The 18534-nt window shown below is 73.1% G+C and carries 22 protein-coding genes; 10 read left to right on the top strand and 12 right to left on the bottom strand.

Annotated elements, in window-relative coordinates:
- Positions 1-7: 7 nt before the first annotated feature.
- Entirely contained in the window at positions 8-376 is a 369-nt protein-coding gene (locus ACL00U_RS13915) for a YciI family protein (protein ID WP_214585128.1), read from the top strand.
- Here the strand turns inward: ACL00U_RS13915 and ACL00U_RS13910 are convergent.
- Positions 282-1484 (bottom strand): MFS transporter, encoded by a 1203-nt coding sequence (locus ACL00U_RS13910; RefSeq protein ID WP_214585129.1) that lies wholly within the window; start codon positions 1482-1484, stop codon positions 282-284. The two genes, ACL00U_RS13915 and ACL00U_RS13910, sit on opposite strands and share 95 nt — an antisense overlap.
- 62 nt (positions 1485-1546) lie before the next feature.
- Between ACL00U_RS13910 and ACL00U_RS13905 the strand changes: the two genes are divergently transcribed.
- Together ACL00U_RS13905 and ACL00U_RS13900 are read left to right on the top strand one after the other, a co-directional pair.
- Complete coding sequence (locus ACL00U_RS13905) at positions 1547-2137, top strand: TetR/AcrR family transcriptional regulator (RefSeq protein WP_017886829.1); 591 nt, start codon at positions 1547-1549, stop codon at positions 2135-2137.
- Positions 2134-3027: an alpha/beta hydrolase gene (locus ACL00U_RS13900; RefSeq protein ID WP_042537689.1), complete on the top strand. Its 894-nt coding sequence runs from the start codon at positions 2134-2136 to the stop codon at positions 3025-3027. The genes ACL00U_RS13905 and ACL00U_RS13900 overlap by 4 nt, the downstream gene beginning before the upstream one ends.
- A gap of 118 nt (positions 3028-3145) precedes the next feature.
- On the opposite strand, the gene ACL00U_RS13895 is transcribed toward ACL00U_RS13900, so the two are convergent.
- On the bottom strand, positions 3146-3628 hold the full coding sequence (locus tag ACL00U_RS13895) for an ATP-dependent zinc protease (protein ID WP_017886827.1): 483 nt from the start codon (positions 3626-3628) through the stop codon (positions 3146-3148).
- 87 nt (positions 3629-3715) lie between these two features.
- On the opposite strand from ACL00U_RS13895, the gene ACL00U_RS13890 reads away from it, so the two are divergent.
- From ACL00U_RS13890 to ACL00U_RS13875, 4 genes are all read left to right on the top strand, one after another.
- Entirely contained in the window at positions 3716-4894 is a 1179-nt protein-coding gene (locus tag ACL00U_RS13890; protein ID WP_412873510.1) for a RimK family alpha-L-glutamate ligase, read from the top strand.
- Positions 4895-4963: 69 nt separating this feature from the next.
- Positions 4964-6037 carry a 3-oxoacyl-ACP synthase III gene (locus tag ACL00U_RS13885; RefSeq protein ID WP_412874073.1) on the top strand — a complete coding sequence of 358 codons (1074 nt, stop codon included), beginning with the start codon at positions 4964-4966 and terminating at the stop codon, positions 6035-6037.
- Positions 6038-6045: 8 nt separating this feature from the next.
- Positions 6046-8751, top strand: coding sequence for an alpha/beta fold hydrolase (locus ACL00U_RS13880; RefSeq protein WP_412874072.1), 2706 nt, complete (start codon positions 6046-6048; stop codon positions 8749-8751).
- Entirely contained in the window at positions 8748-9737 is a 990-nt protein-coding gene (locus ACL00U_RS13875; RefSeq protein ID WP_412873509.1) for an NAD-dependent epimerase/dehydratase family protein, read from the top strand. Before ACL00U_RS13880 ends, ACL00U_RS13875 begins: the two co-directional genes overlap by 4 nt.
- Here the strand turns inward: ACL00U_RS13875 and ACL00U_RS13870 are convergent.
- From ACL00U_RS13870 to ACL00U_RS13825, 10 genes are all read right to left on the bottom strand, one after another.
- Complete coding sequence (locus ACL00U_RS13870; protein WP_412873508.1) at positions 9713-10288, bottom strand: gamma-glutamylcyclotransferase family protein; 576 nt, start codon at positions 10286-10288, stop codon at positions 9713-9715. The genes ACL00U_RS13875 and ACL00U_RS13870 overlap by 25 nt on opposite strands.
- Before the next feature lie 100 nt (positions 10289-10388).
- Positions 10389-10805 carry an MFS transporter permease gene (locus tag ACL00U_RS13865; RefSeq protein ID WP_259494101.1) on the bottom strand — a complete coding sequence of 139 codons (417 nt, stop codon included), beginning with the start codon at positions 10803-10805 and terminating at the stop codon, positions 10389-10391.
- On the bottom strand, positions 10802-11713 hold the full coding sequence (locus tag ACL00U_RS13860) for an Asp23/Gls24 family envelope stress response protein (protein WP_259494100.1): 912 nt from the start codon (positions 11711-11713) through the stop codon (positions 10802-10804). The genes ACL00U_RS13865 and ACL00U_RS13860 overlap by 4 nt, the downstream gene beginning before the upstream one ends.
- Before the next feature lie 78 nt (positions 11714-11791).
- Positions 11792-11965, bottom strand: a complete 174-nt coding sequence (locus ACL00U_RS13855; RefSeq protein ID WP_017885408.1) for a CsbD family protein — start codon at positions 11963-11965, stop codon at positions 11792-11794.
- Positions 11966-12048: 83 nt separating this feature from the next.
- Positions 12049-12612 (bottom strand): hypothetical protein, encoded by a 564-nt coding sequence (locus tag ACL00U_RS13850; RefSeq protein ID WP_017885409.1) that lies wholly within the window; start codon positions 12610-12612, stop codon positions 12049-12051.
- Positions 12609-13184: a DUF6286 domain-containing protein gene (locus ACL00U_RS13845; protein ID WP_056070061.1), complete on the bottom strand. Its 576-nt coding sequence runs from the start codon at positions 13182-13184 to the stop codon at positions 12609-12611. The genes ACL00U_RS13850 and ACL00U_RS13845 overlap by 4 nt, the downstream gene beginning before the upstream one ends.
- A gap of 9 nt (positions 13185-13193) precedes the next feature.
- Entirely contained in the window at positions 13194-13508 is a 315-nt protein-coding gene (locus ACL00U_RS13840; RefSeq protein WP_017885411.1) for a hypothetical protein, read from the bottom strand.
- Positions 13505-13696 (bottom strand): DUF2273 domain-containing protein, encoded by a 192-nt coding sequence (locus tag ACL00U_RS13835; RefSeq protein WP_017885412.1) that lies wholly within the window; start codon positions 13694-13696, stop codon positions 13505-13507. Before ACL00U_RS13835 ends, ACL00U_RS13840 begins: the two co-directional genes overlap by 4 nt.
- Complete coding sequence (locus tag ACL00U_RS13830) at positions 13693-14151, bottom strand: Asp23/Gls24 family envelope stress response protein (RefSeq protein WP_017885413.1); 459 nt, start codon at positions 14149-14151, stop codon at positions 13693-13695. The genes ACL00U_RS13835 and ACL00U_RS13830 overlap by 4 nt, the downstream gene beginning before the upstream one ends.
- Positions 14152-14312: 161 nt before the next feature.
- Positions 14313-15539 (bottom strand): helix-turn-helix domain-containing protein, encoded by a 1227-nt coding sequence (locus tag ACL00U_RS13825; RefSeq protein ID WP_017885414.1) that lies wholly within the window; start codon positions 15537-15539, stop codon positions 14313-14315.
- An 82-nt stretch (positions 15540-15621) separates the two neighbouring features.
- Here ACL00U_RS13825 and ACL00U_RS13820 point away from each other — a divergent pair, with 82 nt between their 5' ends.
- From ACL00U_RS13820 to ACL00U_RS13810, 3 genes are read left to right on the top strand one after another with little or no spacing between them, the layout of a single operon-like run.
- Positions 15622-15912 (top strand): metal-sensitive transcriptional regulator, encoded by a 291-nt coding sequence (locus ACL00U_RS13820; protein WP_027466001.1) that lies wholly within the window; start codon positions 15622-15624, stop codon positions 15910-15912.
- Positions 15913-15945: 33 nt separating this feature from the next.
- Positions 15946-16164 carry a heavy-metal-associated domain-containing protein gene (locus ACL00U_RS13815; RefSeq protein ID WP_017885416.1) on the top strand — a complete coding sequence of 73 codons (219 nt, stop codon included), beginning with the start codon at positions 15946-15948 and terminating at the stop codon, positions 16162-16164.
- Positions 16161-18392 carry a heavy metal translocating P-type ATPase gene (locus tag ACL00U_RS13810; protein ID WP_412873507.1) on the top strand — a complete coding sequence of 744 codons (2232 nt, stop codon included), beginning with the start codon at positions 16161-16163 and terminating at the stop codon, positions 18390-18392. Before ACL00U_RS13815 ends, ACL00U_RS13810 begins: the two co-directional genes overlap by 4 nt.
- Positions 18393-18534 lie beyond the last annotated feature (142 nt).

Below are 18534 nucleotides of genomic sequence, written 5' to 3'. Positions count from 1 at the left end.
AGACGCCATGCAGTTCCTCGTCAACGTCATCGACGACGGCCAGGCCGCCGCCGTCGGCAACACGTACTCCGCGACCGACGCCGAAGCCGCCGCGGTCGACGCCTTCAACCAACGGATGGCCGACGCGATCGTGTTCGCGGCCGGGGTCTCCGCACCGGCCGACGCCACCCTGGTCGACGCCCGTGCAGGTGCGGGCGACGCGGCCACCGGCCCCGCGACGGCCGGGCGCGCCACGACCGGACCCGCGACCGCCACCGACGAGTACGTCGCCGGCTTCTGGGTCATGGAGCTCCCGGACGCCGAGACGGCGGCCCGGGTGGCCCAACAGGCGTCGCAGGCGTGCAACCGGAAGATCGAGCTCCGCCCGCTGCTCTGACGGCACGGACCCCACCCGGCCGACGGACCACCGCGGGGACGGCGCTCGCCGCGGTCACGACGGCCCCGACCACGAACGTCGCGACGAACCCGATCGCACCGACGAGCGCTCCGGCACCCGCCGCGCCGACGGCCTGCCCGAGCACGAGTGCGACGAACAGCATCGACGTGCCGGCCGACGACCGCTCGGAGTCGATCTCGGTCGTCCACGCGATCAGCGCCCCGGTCGCCGCCGTGTAGCCCCAACCGAACACGGCACACGCCAGCAGTGCTGCGACCGTCGACTGCGGCAAGGCCCCCAGCACGACGACGGCGACGGCGACCGAGCCCGCCGTGACCGCCCAGAGGGTCCGGGCGTGCAGTCCGTTCGTCCACCGCGCAGTGACCACGACGGCCGCTCCGCCGACCCCGAGCGCGATCCAGGCCGACACCGAGACCACGACCGACGCACCGGCGTCCACCAGGGCCGAACGACCGTAGGTCCAGACGACGGCGGACCCGGCCCCGAACAGCAGCGCCAGCACGATGACCCCTCGGTGCGCCGCGAACCACGGAGCACCGGGCAGTGGGGGCCGGGATGTCGCCGCACCACCCCGGGACACCACGAGCAACAGGGTTCCGACGGCCAGGGCGAACACCGCGGACACCGCCCAGGCCGTCCGCCAGTCGGGCAGCAGCACGAGCGCGAGGACCCCGGCGCCCACGAGCCCCGGTCCGGTGCCGGCGTTCACGACCGCCTGCGCTCGACCGAGCAACGCGGACGGCACCTGCTCCTCGACGAGTCGCACGAGTGCGGGGGACGCGAGCCCGGCGCCTGCCGACGCGAGCACTGCGCTGACACCGAACGGCACCGGACCGTCGGCGGTGGCCATGGCGATCGCACCGACCCCCGCCACCAGCGTGGCAACCGCGACGAGGACCCGGGGCATCCGTGCGGCGAGCAGGAACCCGGCGACCGCACCGACGCAGTACAGCGCCGAGGCGCCCGACGAGACCCATCCGGCGGCGTCGGACCGGAGCCCCAGGTCGCGTTGCGCGTCGGGCAGGAACAGCCCGTACGCCAGCCGCACCAGGCCGTAGGTGGCCGCGATCAGGCCGAGTCCGCTCACGAGGAGCAGTCGATGTCGCAACGAAAACGATCGTTTCACTTTTCAGACCCTAGGGTGCTGTCATGGTGATGCGCCCAGGAACCGAGCAACGGCTGCTCGACGCCGCCGAGGAGCTCTTCTTCTCGCAGGGGATCGCCGCCACCCCGATCGACGCCGTCCTCGAACGGGCCGGGGTCTCGACGGCGACGCTCTACCGCGGCTACGCGAGCAAGGAGGCACTCGTCGCCGCGGCGCTCACCCGTCGCCACGACGACTGGATCGCCACCTGGGACCGTGCGGTCGCCGCAGAACGGGACGACCTGGGCCGGCTGCTGGCCGTGTTCGACGCCCTCGACGACTACCGCTCGACGCCCACGGGCTCCCGCTGGTGCGCCTTCCTCGGCACCGCCGCCGAGTACGCGGACGCGCCCGCCGAGGTCCGGCAGGTCCTGGACCTCGAGACCACCACGTTGCGGCAGCGGCTCGTGTCGCGGGCCGCGCCGGTGGTCGGTCCCCGTGCCGAGGCCCTCGCCGACCAGCTGCTCCTCATCGTCTCCGGTTCCCTTGCGATGCGGTTGCGCGACCCCGCGCTCGACACGACGACGGCACGGTCCGTCGCCGCGTCCCTCATCCGGGAACACACCACCCCCGACGGAACGGCGCCCACCCCATGACCCGATCGCGTGCTGCCACGATCACCCGCCGCTCCCTGCTGATCGGCGGGACGGGCGTCGTCGCCGCGGGAGCCGTGGCCGAGGCGATCAACCTCGGACTGCTGCCCGGGCGCTCGACCATGTACCGGGTCCTCGGTCTGGACGGCACCGACGGCACGGTCCCCGACGTCGAGCCCGTCCCCACGACCTCCGGCACCTTCGTGTCGGCGGCGCGGAAGGGCCGCACCGTCGGCTGGACGATCGCGGCACCGGCGTCCGACACCCCCTTGCCGGTGGCGGTCGCCCTGCACGGGTACGGCGACGACCACACCTCGTTCTTCGGGCGCAGCCTGGGCTACGACCGGTTCCTCGCGGCGCACGTGGCCGCCGGCGGAGCCCCGTTCGCGATCGCCTCGATCGACGGCGGCAACCGGTACTGGCACCCACGAGCCGACGGGGACGACCCCGCCGCGATGGTCGTCGACGAGTTCCTGCCCCTGATCGCCCGCCGCGGGTACGACACCGACCGCCTCGCCGTGACCGGCTACTCGATGGGTGGCTTCGGCGCGCTCCGGCTCGCAGGGGTCCTCGGCGCCGCGCGCGTCCGGGCCGTCTCGGCCATCAGCCCCGCGCTCTGGAAGTCGGCCGCGGACACCGCCCGCGGCGCCTTCGACGACGCGGCCGACTTCCGCGCGAACACCGTCCTCGGGCGGCAGCGTGCGCTCGACGGCGTCGCGGTCCGCGTCGACTGCGGCAACGGCGACGGGTTCGCGCCGGCGGTGCACGCCTACGTCGACGGCTTCGCCGAGCCGCCGGCCGGGGGCTTCGCACCCGGCGGCCACACGCACGGCTACTGGCGCCGCCTGGCGCCCCAGCAGCTCGCCTTCCTCGGCCGCCACCTGGGCCGCTGACCCGAGCCACGCCCCGGACGCGCGTCGCGGCGGACGGGAGGCCCGTGGCGGCCCCGCACCGCGCCTCCAGGCCGTCGACCGGTCGCGGCAACGGCCCGTGCCGGGTGACCAGGACCGCTCAGGCGCGCCCGCGGTTGCGGCGCCGGATCTCCTTCGGAGCCCGCCCGGCCACGAAGGACCGCGCAGGATCGACGAGGAAGCCCTGCCGGAGCGCCTCGCGCCCGACGAGCATCCGGAAGCCCATCTGGTCGCGGTTGCTCAGCGTGACCTCGGACTCGACGACGCGCCCGGCCAGGGCGATCTGCGTCAGCACCACGATGCGTTCCTGGGTGTGCCCGGTGGAGCTGCGGACGACGCGCCGGTCGTGCACGTCGCACTCGATCGTGGCGGCGTCGGCATCGGTGTCCTGCCAGGGGTGCAGCGAGAACCGGACCCGCTCGCCGGGCAGTTCCTCGAGGTCGAAGGCGTGCAACGCGGAGCTCCGGGCGCCGGTGTCGAGCTTCACCTTGATCCACGGCACGCCGAGGTCCGGCAGGCCCGCCCACTCCCGCCACCCGGCGACGACGAGCCCGCTGTCGGAGGACTTCGGAGCTCGGGCCATGTGCCCATCCTGTCGCATGCTCCGCGGCCACGTCCTCATGCTTTGATGGAGCGTCGCCGTCGATCCGACCCAGCGGAGAACCCCTCGATGAAACTCGCCATCCTGTCGCGTGCGCCCCAGGCGTACTCGACCCAGCGCCTCCGCGCAGCGGCACTCGACCGCGGGCACGAGGTCAAGGTGCTCAACACGCTGCGCTTCGCGATCGACCTGTCCGGTGACGACCCGGACCTGCTCTACCGCGGCAAGCTGCTGAGCGACTACGACGCCGTGCTGCCGCGCATCGGCAACTCGATCACCTACTACGGCACCGCCGTCGTGCGGCAGTTCGAGCAGATGGACGTCTACACGCCGAACACGGCGAACGGCATCACGAACTCGCGTGACAAGCTCCGGGCGAACCAGATCCTGTCGCGGCACGACATCGGCATGCCGGCGACGACGTTCGTGGCCGGCCGCAACGACGTGCGCGGCGCGATCGAGCGGGTCGGCGGCGCGCCCGTCGTCATCAAGCTCCTCGAAGGCACGCAGGGCATCGGCGTGATCCTGGCACCCGAGGCGAAGGTCGCCGAGTCGATCGTCGAGACCCTGCACTCCACCAAGCAGAACGTCCTGATCCAGCGGTTCATCGCCGAGAGCCGCGGCCGGGACATCCGTGCCCTGGTCGTCGGTGACCGGGTCGTCGCGGCGATGCGCCGGACCGCCTCGGGTGACGAGTTCCGGTCGAACGTGCACCGCGGCGGCACCGTCGAGAAGGTCACGCTCACGCCCGAGTACGAGGCCGTGGCCGTCCGTTCGGCGCAGATCATGGGCCTGAAGGTCGCCGGCGTCGACATGCTCGAGGGCAACGACGGGCCGCTCGTGATGGAGGTCAACTCCTCACCGGGGCTCGAGGGCGTCGAGCGCGCCACCGGCCTCGACATCGCCGGTGCGATCGTCGACTTCATCGCGAACCAGGTCGCGTTCCCCGAGATCGACGTCCGCCAGCGGCTGTCCGTCTCGACGGGCTACGGCGTCGCCGAGCTCCTCGTGCACACGAACGCCGACCTGGTCGGCAAGACGATCAAGGAGTCCGGGCTCTGGGACCGCGACATCACGGTCCTCACGCTGCACCGCGGCTCGAACGTCATCCCGAACCCGCGCAGTGGCGTCGCCCTCGAGCCGGGCGACCGCCTGCTCTGCTTCGGCAAGCTCGAGGAGATGCGGTCGATGATCCCGGAGCGTCGCAAGCGGCGTGCGAAGGTGCGGAAGCTGCCGAAGGACATCTGATCCGGAGCCGTCCAGCGCATCCGGATCGCGCACACAGGCCAGATGCGGAAGTATGTGTCGGTGACGATCATGACGGAACGGCCGGTCGACCAGGCATCGAGCAGTGAACCGGAGCAGCCCGGCAACGCCACGGCGAAGCACCGGAACGTCTCACTGCTCTCCGTGGCGACCACCACGGCGGAGCGTGTGACGACCTCGGCCGACATCGAGGCCAAGCTGCGTGGGGTCCTCCGTCGACTCCGTCTGCCGATGGGACTGCTCGAGCGCGTCGCCGGGGTCATCGAACGTCGCAACTGGGGCGAGGGCCAGACCTTCCAGGACGCCGCGATCGACGCCGGCCGCCGTGCCATGGCCGAGGCCGGGGTGCGTCCGGACGAGATCGGCCTGCTCATCAACACCTCGGTGACCCGTCCGCACCTGGAGCCGTCGGTGGCCGTCCGCCTGCACCACGGGCTCGGGCTGCCGTCGTCGGCCATCAACTTCGACATCGCGAACGCGTGCCTCGGGTTCGTCAACGCCATGAGCGTCGCCGCGGGCATGATCGACTCCGGGCAGATCAAGTACGCGCTCGTCGTCGACGGCGAGGACGCCGACCAGGTGCAGCTCAACACCATCGACCGCCTGAACCAGGGCGGGCGGAACCGCAAGGACTTCATGAGCGAGTTCGCCAGCCTGACCCTCGGGTCCGGCGCCGCGGCGGCCGTGCTCGGCCCGGCGGACCTGCACCCCGAAGGACACCGGATCGTCGGCGGCGTCACCCGCGCGGCGACCCAGTGGTACGACCTGTGCGTCGGCAGCGTCGACGGCATGTTCACGGACGCCAAGATGCTGCTCAAGGGCGGCATGGAGCTCGTCGTCGCCGCCTGGACCGAGGCCCGCGCCCACTTCGACTGGGCCGACATGGACCGCTACGTGCTGCACCAGGTCTCCGACGTGCACACCAACGCCTTCGTCGAGGCGATCGGCATCCCGCGCGACAAGGTCCCCACCACCTACCAGCGGTTCGGCAACGTCGGCCCCGCGTCGATCCCGATCACCCTGGCCGACGAGGTCGCCTCCGGCGGCATCTGTCGCGGTGACCGCGTGTTCCTGGGCGGCGTCGGCTCCGGCATCAACACGGCGATGATGGAACTCCACTGGTGAGGTCCCGGTTGCCCCGCGTCGCCGCGAGCACGGCTCCGGCGACGCAGCCACCCTCCCTGCCCGGCCTTGACCCGGCGTGGTCGCGTCTGGTCACGGTCCCCGCGTGGTCCGGAGATCGCAGGGGAGGAACGGATCGCGCCGCGCGCACCTGGCACCTCCTCGACACGGCCGGGTCCCTGGCCGCGCTCGGCGTGGAACCGGTCGGCACCATCCTGTGCGTGCACGGCAACCCGACCTGGTCGTACCTCTGGCGGTCGGTGCTCCGCACCTCGCTCGAGGTCGCCCAGGCCGGCGGCCCGGCCTGGCGCGTGGTCGCCGTCGACCAGCTCGACATGGGCTTCTCGGAGCGCACCGGCGTCGAGCGGGGGCTGCCGCAGCGCGTCGCGGACCTCGGTGCCCTGACCGACGAACTCGGGCTGACCGGCCCGGTCGTCACCCTCGGCCACGACTGGGGTGGTGTGGTGTCGCTCGGCTGGGCGGTCGACCACCCGGACGTCCTGGCCGCCGCGATGACGTGCAACACCGCGGTGCACCAGCCCGACGAGGCCCCGATCCCGGCACCGCTGCGGCTCGCCCTCGGCCCCGGCATGCTCGGCCGCGCGACGGTCGTGACGCCGGCGTTCCTCGAGACCACCCTGGCCATCGCGCACCCGAAGCTCGACCGTGCCACGGCCGACGGCTACCGGGCGCCCTACCGTGGTGCCGCGCGGCGCGGTGGCATCGGCGGCTTCGTCGCGGACATCCCTGTCGACGCCCGGCACCGGAGTGCGCCGGAGCTCGACCGCATCGCTGCGGGTGTGGCGGCGCTCGACGTGCCGGCGCTCCTGCTCTGGGGTCCGCGTGACCCGGTGTTCCTCGAGCGCTACCTGGACGACCTGACCGAGCGGATGCCGCACGCCGACGTCCACCGGTTCGAGGGCGCCGGGCACCTGCTGCCTGATGACGCCGACGTGGCGGGCGCGGTGTTCGACTGGCTCGGTGACCGCCTGCCGGACGGTGGCCGTCCTGCACAGGCCGACCCGGGCCTCCAGTCCGGACCCGTGGACACGGACCGGCCCGCCGCGGCGACGCCGCCGCTCTGGGCGCGGCTCGACGAGCTGCGGGGGAGTGACGAGCCCGCCCTGGTCGAGATGGCCGCCCCGGGCGGTCCTCGCACGATCACGTGGCGGCTGCTCGCCCGACGGGTCGACGAGATCGCCGCCGGGCTGGACGACCTGGGGGTCCGGAGCGGCGACCGTGTCTCGCTCCTGGTGACCCCCGGTGCCGACCTGACCGCCGTCCTGTACGCCTGCGTGCGGATCGGGGCGGTCGTCGTCGTCGCCGATGCCGGTCTCGGCCTCGGCGGCCTGACCCGCGCGGTCCGCGGTGCCCGACCCGACTGGATCATCGGCGCGCTGCCCGGCCTCGGTGCCGCGCGTGCCCTCGGCTGGCCGGGGCGACGCATCGCGACGGTCTCGCTGCCCGCACCGGCACGGAGGGCGCTGCGCGTCGAGCACACGCTCGTCGACGTCGCCCGACGTGGTGCGCGTCGTCTCGCGCACGGGGCGGAACTGCCGGCGGTGCCGTCGCCGGACGCGCCCGCCGCGGTGCTGTTCACCTCGGGATCGACCGGCCCGGCGAAGGGCGTCGTGTACACGCACGGGCAGCTGAGTGCCGTCCGGGACGCCCTTGCCACCCAGTACGACGTCGGGGTCGGCACCGGACTCGTCGCCGGGTTCGCACCGTTCGCGCTGCTCGGCCCGGCCCTCGGCGCCGGGTCGGTCGCGCCGGACATGGACGTCACCGCACCGCGCACGCTCACGGCGAAGGCGGTCGCTGCGTCGGTCGCCGCCGCCGATGCCACCGTGGTGTTCCTGTCGCCGGCAGCGCTGGCCAACGTGGTCGAGACGGCGTCGGAGCTCACCGACGCCGACCGTGCGGCGCTGCGGGGCGTGCGGCTGTTCCTGTCGGCCGGCGCTCCCGTGTCGGCCGCGCTGCTGACCGCGGCGACCGAGCTGATGCCGAACGCCACTGCCCACACCCCCTACGGCATGACCGAGGGGCTGCTCATGACCGACGTCGACCTGGACGGGGTCCGCGCCGCCGGCCGGTCCGACGACGAGGGGATCTGCGTCGGGGTGCCGGCGGAGAACGTCCGCGTCCGCATCGCGCCGCTCGACGGTTCCGGTCGCGCGACCGGAGCCCTGACGGACGCGCCCGGGGTCACCGGCGAGATCGTCGTCGCGGCACCGCACGTGCGCGACCACTACGACCGGCTCTGGCGCACCGACCGGGTCTCGCGCCTCGGGGTCGACGACCCGCGCGGGCACCGCACCGGGGACGTCGGACACCTCGACTCCGCGGGACGGGTCTGGGTCGAAGGCCGGCTGCAGCACGTGCTCACCACGCCCGACGGGGTCGTCACACCGGTCGGGCCGGAGCAGCGGATCGAGGGCGTCGACGGTGTCGGACGTGCCGGGGTGGCGGGCATCGGTCCGATCGGCACGCAGCAGGTGGTGGCCGTCGTCGAGACCGAACCCGCCGGGCGCCGGCCGGGTCTGGCGTCGCCGCAGCTCGCCGCCGCGGTCCGCGCTGCCGCCGGGGTCCGGCTCGCCGCGGTGCTCGTCGTGCCCGTGCTGCCGACCGACATCCGGCACAACTCGAAGGTCGATCGCACCCGGCTGTCGCGCTGGGCCGGCTCGGTGCTGTCCGGCGGACGGATGGTCCGGCCGTGAAGGTCCTGGTCACCGGGGCAAGCGGGTTCCTCGGGCAGGCCACCGCCGCGGCCGTGCGGGACGCCGGGCACGAGGTCCGCACCTTCCAGCGCCGTCCCTCGGGCGTCGCCGGGGTGCAGGACGTCGCCGGCACGATGACCGACGACGCCGCGCTCGCCCGCGCGGTCGGCGGGGTCGAAGCCGTCGTGCACCTGGCCGCCAAGGTGTCGCTCGCCGGGGACCCAGCCGACTTCGCGCGCGTGAACGTCGACGGGACGCGATCACTGCTGCGAGCCGCCCGTGCCGCCGGGGCCGCGCGCTTCGTCTTCGTGTCGTCGCCGTCGGTCGCGCACACCGGTTCTTCGCTCGTCGGGGCCGACGCCGGACCTGCCGAACCGTCCCGTGCCCGTGGCGACTACGCCCGCACCAAGGCCGCGGCGGAGCTGCTGGCACTCGACGCCGACGCCCCGGACTTCGCCGTCGTGGCGGTCCGGCCGCACCTGGTGTGGGGGCCGGGTGACACGCAGCTCGTCGGACGGATCGTCGAGCGGGCCCGGGCCGGACGACTCCCACTGCTCGACTCCGGCGCCGCGCTCATCGACACGCTCTACGTCGACAACGCCGCGACGGCCATGGTCGCGTCGCTCGAGCACGCCACGGACGACGGCGTCCACGGCAACGCGTACGTCGTCACGAACGGTGAGCCCCGACCCGTCGCCGACCTGCTCGCCGGCATCTGCACGGCGTCGGGCGTCCGACCGCCGCAGTGGAACGTGCCGGCGGCGGTCGCCCGGATCGCGGGATCGGTGGTCGAGGCCGTCTGGCGTGTCCGACCGGGCGAGGACGAGCCGCCGATGACCCGGTTCCTGGCCGAACAGCTCTCGACCGCGCACTGGTTCGACCAGCGGCGGACCCGGCGCGACCTGCAGTGGACCCCGTCGGTGTCGATCGACGAGGGGCTGGAGCGGCTGCGCGTTGCGGCTCAGGCTTCGTCGGCCGCCACGTAGACCCAGGCCGTCCAGCCCGAGGCCAGCGTGACCCGGATGCGCTGGTAGTCGGCGACCTCGTAGTCGTCGACCGCGCGGAGCTGCCACTCGTACCCGAGCGTCAGGGCCACGCCCTCGACGACGTCGCCCGCGGCGCCGCGGCGCAGGATCGGGTGCCGGTCGGAGCCGCTCGTCCGGATGACGTCCGGGTCGGTGATCGTCACCCAGTCGAGTCGCCAGCCGGGCAGGGAGTCCGCGGTCGTCGGGACGTGGTCGCCGAACAGGGACTCCTGCACCAGGGGCTGCTGGAGGGTGCCGTACGAGAAGACCCGGTGCGTCGCTCCGGGGCGCGGCGTCGGACGCTTGACGGGACGCGGCGCGATCGCCGGGGTCGAGGTCCAGACGAGTGCACCGGCCAGGCCGGTCAGGCCGAGGTGCAGCAGCCCGATGATGCCGACGACGCCGCCCCAGGGGAAGCCGACCGCGAACGCGATGATCCCGACGACGAGACAGACGAGCGCGAACGCGCCGAGACCGATGACCCAGCGCTGGCCGGGGGAGAGACGCTTCACGTCGCGAGGCTAGCGGACGGGCAGTGGACCGGAGGACCACCCGGGTGGGCCGACGTGGTCGGGTGGGGCGGGCCTCCAGGCCGTCGCCGTGTGCACGACGTCAGCCGGTGAAGCGGTTCCAGAGCTCCGTGACGATCGGCCAGACGTCGCCCGCGCGGTCGGCGGACCCGACGGCGACCAGGACGACGGGGACCAGGGTGACGGCCACGCTCACCAGGACAGCGAGCACGACGGCGGTCGTCGCGGTGGCGGTGTGCCGGCGGGTCAGGGCGAGCAGGAGCAGGGCGAGCACCACGACCGCGCCGAGCAGGGCGATGAGGGTGACGCGGACGAACGGGAACGGCACGAGGCCGGCGGTCGTGGCGGTGACCCCGCCCAGGAACCCCACCAGTGGCAGGAAGCCGCCGACCGCGATGGCGAGCACGAGGAAGACCCCGATGCCGCTGGCGATCCAGACGCCGCGGGGTCGGGGGCGCCGGTCGCGGGACCGGCGCCCTCCGGACCAGGCGGTGGTCACGGCTGGTCCCGGTGCCGCGGTGCCGCTGCGGCGTCGGCGGCGTCGTCAGCCGATTCGGCCGCGGCATCGGCGGCGTCGGCGGCCCGGTCGCGGGTCGTGCCAGCTGTCTCGACGACGACGTCGCGGGCCTGTTCGGCGGCGTCCTTCGCGGACGATGCCGCGTCGGCGGCCTGTTCCGATGCGCGGGCGAGGGACTCCGAGGCGGAGTCGCGAACACGCTCGCCGGTCTCGGCAGCGGCGTCGACGGCACGCTTCGTCGTGTCGGCGGTGGCGTCGGCAGCGCGCTTGGTGGCGTCGGCGGTGGCGGACGCTGCCTGTTTGGTGGCGTCAGCGGTGGCGTCGGCAGCCTGCTTCGTCGCGTCCGCTGTGGCCGTGGCAGCGCGCTTCGTGGCGTCCGCGGTCGTCTCGGCGGCCCGCTTGACGGCGTCGCCGGTCGACTCGGCCGCCTGCTTGAGGGCGTCGGTCGTCTGCTCGGCGGCGCGACCCAGCGGGGACTGCTCGTCGTCGAACGGGCCGTGCACGTCGAGGACGCGCACGTCGACCGTGGTGTGCAGGTCGGACAGCTGGCGCGTCGCTGCGCGCACCTGCTGCCGGACCTCGGCGGCGACGTCGAGCACCGGGTGCGGGTAGCTGACGACGACGGCGACCTGGACACTGAGCTCGCCGTCCTGTTCGTCGACCTGCACGCCGGCGGTGCCCGCCGAGCGGCCGAGCTGCTTCCGCAGCTGGTCGGCGGCACGGGCGGCGATCCCGCCGAGGTGGTGCACGCCGGGCACGCCGAGTGCGGTCTCCGCCGCGGTGCGCGCGACGATCGTCGCGGTGCTCGCGTCGTCGGGCAGCGGCTCCGTCAGTGCTGCGGGCAGGGCCACCTCGGTGACCTGCGTGTTCGCATGGGGGTCGTGCTGCATGGTTCCTCCTCGTTCGGGATCAGCGCGGGGACGCGTCGGGGCACCCGTTCGACGGGTGCCCCGACGCGGTCGTGCGACCTACTTCTTGAAGACGTCCTTGACGTCCTCGCCGGTCTGCTTCGCGCTCGCAGCGGTCTGGTCCTTCTTGCCTTCGGCGACCTTGGCGTCGTCGTTGGTCAGGTTGCCGACGGCTTCCTTCGCCTTGCCGGCGAGGTCCTGAGCGGCGTTCTTGATCTTGTCGTCGAGTCCCATGACGGGTCCTTTCGTGGGTGGGCGTGTGCCCGGTGGTGTGGAGGTGGGCCGGGAGGCCCGGGGGTGCGTCCGGCTGACGGGTGTCAGTGGACGCGGGTCGCCTTCGCGAGCGCGGAGCGGGTACCGCCGGTCAGGTGCACGAGCACCGGGACCGGACGGCCGAGGGTGCGGTCGAGGACCGCGACGGCTCGGTCGACGGCGTCGAGCACGGTGACGGCGTCCCCGCCGCGGCGGACCGCGACACGGATCCGTGCGGCGCGCTGCCGGCGGACGAGGTAGGTGTCGACGCGGGAGCCGACCACGTCGCGGACACCCGCGAGTTCGTGTTCGACGACGTCCCGGACGAGTGCGACGTTGATGGTGACCGCGTCGTCGCCCGAGCGTTCCCGGACGGCGACGGACGTGCCGCCACCACCGCGGGTGGACGCCCACACGAGTGACAGGACGACCACGAGGGCCGCGGCCCCGGCGACGATCCACAGCGCGGACGCGGGCACGTCGAGGCTGCGGGGGAGGTCGACGTACGGCTTGAGCGCATCCTGGACGGCGGGCAGGACACCCGCGCCCATCGCGATCCCGACGACGACGGCGACCAGGCCGAGGACGAACAGGATGATCCGGTTGAGGGTCCGGTTGCTCTTGGTCATGCGAGGGTTCCCTTCTCCTCGACCCGGACGCGGACGCGTCGGCCGAAACGCTCGTCGAGGCCGCTCAGGCGCTCCACGACGGCGGCGCGGACGGTCGCCTCGTCGACCGGCACACCGGTGACGGGGACGATGCGGACCTCGGTGGAACGGCCGCGGGCGGTGGCGGAGGCGTTCCCCTCGGGGACGCCGGCCGCCATGCCGGCGGCGTTCGCCGCGGTGGAGGCGACGATGCGGGAGTCGATGACGACCGCACCACGCTCGTGCTCGACGACCGATCGGTGCTGGCGACCGGGCTTGAGGGCCAGGACGACCAGCACGACGCCGAGGACGACGAGCACGCCAGCGATGACCTCGACGATGGTGACGAACGCGGCGTCCGGGCGGAGCGCCGTGTCGACCACGGTCTGGGGGTCGGCGACGAGCGGTGGGCGTCCGATGGCGCTGAGCACCGACTCGGTGCCGATCCAGGCGGCCACCAGGGCGAGCACCACGAGGGCCACCGCCACTGCTGTGGAGCGGGAGCGGTGCACGCTCCGACGACGGATGCGTCGTTCGACGGAACCGTTGCTCATGATGGCCTCCTAGCGGGCGCGGGACTCGTGCTCGCGCACGATCCCGGTGAGTTCGATGTGGGCACTGCCGACGCGGCGCCCGGTCAGGTCGCTCACGCGGCCCTTGACCTGGTCAGCGATCCGGATCGACCCGGAGACGATGTCGTCGCTTGCGGCGATCGGCCCGGTGATGTCGAGGGACAGTGCTCCCGACGCGTCGCCGAGGCCGACGCGCACCCGCTTGGCGGGGGCGCCGAGCCCTTCGGCTGCGACGGCCCGCGCCAGCGAGGTGAGCGCGCGTGCGGTGATCTCGACGCGGCCCGGGACGTCCGGGCCGGCGTTCACCGGGAGCTCCGGCGTCCGGTCAGCACGTCGGTCAGGGCGCCGCGGTCGATGCGACCGGTGGCGAGGGCGGCCACGAGGGCCCCGATCGCACCGAACACGATCACGAGCACGAAGCCCCAGAACCCGAACTGCAGTGCCACGACGGCGAGGACTGCGCCGATGAGGGCGCCGATCAGCGTGTTGCTCATGCGACTCGCGCTTCCTTCTTCTCGTCGTCGTTGTCGTCGTCGTCACCCGGGATGTAGACGTCCTGGACGGTCACGTTGACCTCGGCGACCTCCATGCCGACGATCTGCTCGAGGGCACGGGCCACACCGGTGCGGACACCGTCGGCGACCTGCTGGAGCGACACCGGGTACTCGGCGACGATCACGATGTCCGCGGCGACCTGCTTCTCGCCGACCTCGACCTTGACGCCCTGACCGAAGTCGCGCTGGCCGATCGCGTCGCGGATGGCGCCGATGGCACGGGCTGCGCCGTTGCCGAGGGAGTGCACGCCGTTGACCTCGCGGGCGGCGATGCCGGCGACCTTCGACACGACGGTGTCGTCGATGACGGTCTTGCCGGTGACGCCGCTGGTGCCGGCGTGCGAGGTGGCACGGGTCGCCGTGGTGGCCGGGGTGGGGGTGGTGGTGTCAGCCATGGTTCATTCCTTCCGTTGACCCGCCGGGCGTTCCCAGCGGTTGCTGTTCACGGATGAGACGGGCTGTGGAAGAGATTCGTCACACACGACTTCTCGGATTCGGGAAAAATCCAGGGATCCCCGGAAATCCGGGGATCTGCGTGTACCCCCGGGGCGTTCCGTCAGGCCGTTTCGCCGATTCCGGCCGCGTCGTTGCGTTCGGCAGCGGCCCGCATGGCGCGGACACAGGCCATCGGGGACTCGCCGCGCTCCTCGCGGAAGAGCTGCTGCAACCGACGGGGGAGCACCCCTGCGGCGGCTGCGATGTCGTCGAGCGTGAGCGGGTCGTCGAGGTGCTGTTCGATGTAGGACACCGCACGACGGACACGCCACGACGCCCTGCCGGCCTCCGGCTGCGCCGCGAGTGCCGCGCGCTTCGTGGTGGCCGGGTCCTCGCCGAACCGTTCGCGGTAGGTCTCGGCGAACCGGCCGGGGTTCGTGAAGCCCCACCGCCGGGCGATCACGGCGATCCCCGACGACACGAGCGGGCAGTCCGCTGCAGTCGCGCCGCCGCGGTCCGCGCGCAAGAGCTCTTCCCGCACCCGGTCCAGGCGGTGGTCGCGGAGGAACCGGTGCGGAGTGGTGTCGAGCGTCCGGGCGAAGACGTCCTGCAGTCCACGCTGGCTGAGCCCGCAGGCGGCGGCGATGGTGGGGATCGAGGGGCGTTCGGCGGCGTGCAGCTCGATGAACCGGACGGCGTCACGCAGCCGGTTCGCCACGGGGACGTCGTCGCCGCGGTTGCGGATGGGGAACGTGTCGAGGATGACGACGGCCAGCCGACGGTTCAGCGCGGTCCGCATCGGGCCGAGCACGCGGTCGTCGACCAGTGCCGGGCCGAGTTCGCGGATGAGGTGCCGGAGGGGTTCACGCCGGGCGATGACCTCGTCCTGCTGGTCGAACAGCAGCGGACCGTCCGGCAGCCGGTAGCCGAGGTCCCGGCCGACGCTCCGCAGGAAGCGGTCGGACACGTGCACGCCGTTGTAGACGGTGCCGTCGGACTCGAACCGGTACGCCTCGGACGCCGAGGCGATGTACGGGCTGCCCGGCTCGACGACGCGGGTGCGGTCGGCGAAGTGCATCTCGAGCCGGCCCTTGGTCAGCCAGAACACCACGTGGTCGTCCCGCACACCGATGACCCCGCCGCGTCGCCCGCCCTCGGCACGCATGGTGCGGAGTGACAGGTCGTCGTCGCCGACGACCGTGTACTCGTACCGGGTGTCGTCGGTGGCGAAGGTCTCCGAGGCGAAGTCCGAGCCGCCGTACTCCGCGGCGAAGATCTCGGAGTAGTCGGAACCCTCACCGTCGGAGAACCGCAGCCGGCGGAATCCGTTCGTCGTCGAGGGGTCCATGCGCCGATCATGCCACCAGTTGCACCGGACAAGGAAAGGAATACCCTAGGGGGGTACCGTATTGAGAACGGTGGAGGCGGACATGCACGAACACGTCGGGTACATCGGCGACAAGGACGACCTGCTCAAGCGACTCCGTCGCGCCGAGGGGCAGGTGCGCGGGATCGCGCGGATGGTCGAGGACGAGACGTACTGCATCGACGTCCTGACCCAGATATCCGCGGCGAACCGGGCGCTCGAACGCGTCGCGCTGTCGTTGCTCGAAGACCACCTGGCGCACTGCGTCGCCGAGGCCGTCGCCGAGGGCGGGGACGCCGCCGACGAGAAGGTGCGCGAGGCCAGCCAGGCGATCGCCCGGCTCGTCCGCTCCTGACCCCTGACGATCGATCAACCAGAAGGAGACACCATGACCACCGAGACGCTGCTCGTCGAGGGCATGACCTGCGAACACTGCGTGATGAGCGTCACCGAGGAACTCTCCGAGGTCGACGGGGTGACGGGCGTCGACGTCCGACTCGTCCCCGGCGGCTCGTCCGAGGTCACCGTCAGCTCCGCGGCGCCGGTCGATGCGGACGCCCTGCACGCCGCGGTGGCCGAGGCAGGCTACGAGGTCGCGCGCTCGTGACGGACCGCACCGTCGAACTCGACATCACCGGGATGACCTGCGTCTCGTGCGCGAACCGCATCGAGCGAAAGCTCGGCAAGATGCCCGGCGTCACCGCCACCGTGAACTACGCCACCGAGAAGGCGCAGGTGCAGGTCGCGGCCGACGGCACCGCCGACCCCCAGTCGCTGATCGCCGCGGTGGAGTCCGCCGGTTACGGCGCCACGGTGCCGGCACCGCCCGCTGCCGCCGACGCCGAGCCCACGGCCGACCAGGACCGGGCGGAACCGCTGCGACGACGCCTGGTCGTGTCCGCCGTGCTCGCGGTGCCCGTCGTGGTGCTCTCGATGGTGCCGGCCCTGCAGTTCCCGAACTGGCAGTGGCTCGCCCTGACGCTCGCGGCACCCGTCGCGGTCTGGGGAGCGCTCCCGTTCCACCGTGCCGCGTGGGTGAACGCACGCCACGGTGCCGCCACCATGGACACCCTGGTGAGCGTCGGGGTCCTCGCCGCGTTCGGGTGGTCGCTGTACGCCCTGTTCCTCGGGGACGCCGGCACGACCGGCATGCACATGACGTTCTCGTGGTTCGCCACCGATCCCGAGGCCGCCGACCTGTACCTCGAGGTCGCGACCGCCGTGACGGTGTTCATCCTCGCCGGCCGGTACATGGAGGCCCGTGCGAAGACGCAGTCCGGTGCCGCACTCCGGGCGCTGCTCGAACTCGGTGCGAAGGACGCCGCGGTCCTGCGCGACGGTGCCGAACACCGCGTGTCGACCTCGTCCCTCGTCGTCGGCGACGTCGTCGTCGTGCGACCCGGCGAGCGGATCCCGAGCGACGGCCTGGTGCAGGACGGCTCCTCGGCCGTCGACCGCAGCATGCTCACCGGCGAGTCCGTGCCGGTCGAGGTCGGACCGGGCGACCGTGTCACCGGTGCCACGATCAACGTCGGCGGCCGACTCGTCGTCGCCGTCACCCGCATCGGTGCCGACACCGAGCTCGCCCGCATGGGGCGCCTGGTCGAGGACGCCCAGACCGGCAAGGCCGAGGTGCAGCGTCTGGCCGACCGCGTGTCCGGCGTCTTCGTGCCGATCGTCATCGCGCTCGCCGTGTTGGCCTTCGTCGGCTGGCTCGTGCTCGGCGGCTCGGTCACGGCGGCCTTCACCGCCGCCGTCGCCACCCTGATCATCGCGTGCCCGTGCGCCCTCGGGCTCGCCACGCCCACCGCGCTGCTGGTCGGCACCGGTCGGGGCTCGCAGCTCGGGATCCTGATCGGCGGCCCGCAGGTCCTCGAGCGCACGCGCGGCGTCGACACCGTCGTGCTCGACAAGACCGGCACCGTCACCACCGGGTCGATGACCCTGCGGTCCGTGACCGTCGTCGACGAGACCGAGGACGCCGTGCTCCGGCTCGCCGCCGCGGTCGAGGACGGCTCGGAGCACCCCGTCGCCCGCGCCGTGACCACCGCGGCCCGCGCCCGGGGCGCCGACCTGCCCGCGGCCGAGCAGTTCACCGCCACCGCCGGTGCCGGGGTGCAGGCCGTCGTGGACGGTGACGTCGTCCTGGTCGGCACGACCCGCTGGCTCGCCGACGCATGGTCGATCACCCTGCCGCCGGTGCTCGCCGACGCCGTGGACGGCGCCGAGGCCGACGGGGCCACCGCGGTCGTCGTCGCCCGGAACGGCAGCGCCCTGGGCGTGGTCGTCGTCGGCGACACCGTGAAGCCCGAGGCCGCCGACGCGATCACCCGCTTCCGCGCGCTCGGCCTGCGCCCGGTCCTGCTCACCGGCGACAACGACGGCGCAGCACGTGCCGTCGCCGCCCGGGTCGGCATCGACGAGGTGCACGCCCGCGCGACCCCGGTGTCGAAGCTCGAGACCGTCCGCCGGCTGCAGTCCGAGGGCCGGAGCGTCGCGATGGTCGGCGACGGCGTGAACGACGCCGCCGCGCTGGCAGCCGCAGACCTCGGCATCGCGATGGGCGCCGGCACCGACGCGGCCATCGCGGCGAGCGACATCACGGTCGTGAGCGGTCGGCTCACCGTGGTGGCCGACGCCGTCCGGCTGTCCCGCGCGACGCTCGGCGTCATCAAGGGCAACCTGTTCTGGGCGTTCGCGTACAACGTGGCGGCGATCCCGCTCGCGATGGCGGGGCTGCTGAACCCGGTGCTGGCGGGTGCGGCGATGGCGTTCTCGTCGGTCTTCGTCGTGACGAACAGCCTGCGCCTGCGCCGCTTCGCACCGCAGTCGTGAACCCGGCCACAGTCGTGAACCGGGCAGGCCGACCGCAGCCCTGAACCCGGCAAGCCGACCGCGGCGATGAACGCGACCGGCCGGGAGGCGTGACGCGCGCAGCGAACGCGAGCCGCGCCTCCCGTCCGACTGTGCGCACCAC

The organism is Curtobacterium poinsettiae (genome assembly GCF_047226435.1).
In the GTDB taxonomy this organism is placed as follows: Bacteria; Actinomycetota; Actinomycetes; order Actinomycetales; family Microbacteriaceae; genus Curtobacterium; species Curtobacterium poinsettiae.
Note: the sequence above shows the minus strand (reverse complement) of the source record. Positions and strands in the feature narration are given on the sequence as shown.